This window comes from Dehalobacter sp. (genome assembly GCA_023667845.1).
Taxonomy (GTDB): domain Bacteria; phylum Bacillota; class Desulfitobacteriia; order Desulfitobacteriales; family Syntrophobotulaceae; genus Dehalobacter.
The window spans coordinates 1-1,303 of sequence record JAMPIU010000128.1; the positions used below are offsets into that span (position 1 = coordinate 1).

Here is a 1,303-nt window from a genome sequence, read left to right on the forward strand (position 1 = left end):
GTGATCATGGCTGAATGTCATTGTATGTGGGGTGTCCGGGGGGTTAACAGTTTCATTTGTCACGTGATCGACTGGCAATGCTCGGGCATCTGAAGCCACGCACTCTCAGTGGTCGGCCTCGGCCAGAGAGACTCGTATACCACAAAAAATCTCAATTGGGATATGTTTATCCAATTGATCTATTCTACATTTCCGATACTTACTTCAGAGCTGTACTCTGATCAGGACTTGATCAAATTGGCGCAAGAAAAGAAGTCCCTCGCTGGACAAACTAAAGTACAAGCCGCTACAAAGTTTTAAATCCACTCAAATTGTATACAGTATCAACTGCGACACCCACCAGTATCGCATATTCAGCCGCGTAGCATATCCCTCTCTTCCACCAGGCAGGAGACAGGGCTACCTCGCCTGTCCCGGGTCGAGATCCCCTACCTCGTGGTTCCCACTCTTTACGCTCCGGTCACTTCCCGGGTCAACATAGCGGTACTGGCACTCACCTTCTCAGACCGGAACCGTGTCCTCATTGGTCAGGATGAAGACCGTCACATCGACATACCGGCTGTCCTCCCCGATCAAACACAGTTCCCAACTGTCGTCTGCGTTGGTACTGGTCGAGAGGTGCCCGTCTATGGATCTAGATAAAGAGAGAGTTTGTGAAGCGGTGCTAATGAAGAACTTGGTGTCAGTTAATTTGAAATTAGCAGATTTAACATTTAAATGAGCCAACTGGCCCTTTATGACGCAGAAAAAGCAAGACACTATGCGATATGGGTAATATAGAGATTAGCAAAACACTATATACAACTTAGACATAAGCGAATGTATGTCACCATTTGTTGCGACAGCACAGACGTTTTTGGAGGTGCAAGGCCTCCTCTCTGACCATCGTTATAAAGAGCATATGGTTGAGACCATTAGATTTCTCTTACAAAATGCTGTCGGGGCAAGTTATGCAGTCTCAACGGATGAAATAATCCGTCACCTAGAAAAAATGAACCTACCTGTTAAAAGATATACATGGGAGGTTGAGGTACTAGGTCCCCTCCGTGAGAATGGTATTTTCATTGGCTCTAAGATGGGAGGCAGGGGAGGAATATTCATTATTTCCTCAAAAGAAGATGCTAAAATAACTTATGATTCATACATGAGACGGGTTTCAACTGAAACGCAACGCTCACATTATCTAAAAGAACTTTGTGAAAAAGTTAATTGGGATATTGAAGAGTAAATCCAAGCGGGAATTTTCTATTATCACTCAAATAATGGACTGTTTAAGACATAATTAAGCATTATCTTCAAAATT

Annotated in this window: 1 protein-coding gene; it reads left to right on the plus strand. The window is 43.9% G+C overall.

Annotated elements, in window-relative coordinates; all coding sequences use genetic code 11:
- Positions 1-823: 823 nt before the first annotated feature.
- Positions 824-1,228: a hypothetical protein gene (locus tag NC238_10025; GenBank protein ID MCM1566267.1), complete on the plus strand. Its 405-nt coding sequence runs from the start codon at positions 824-826 to the stop codon at positions 1,226-1,228.
- Positions 1,229-1,303: the final 75 nt, after the last annotated feature.

Coding starts and splice junctions, on each gene's coding strand:
- NC238_10025 (MCM1566267.1), top strand. CDS start 824: ATGTCACCATTTGTTGCGACAGCACAGACGTTTTTGGAGGTGCAAGGC.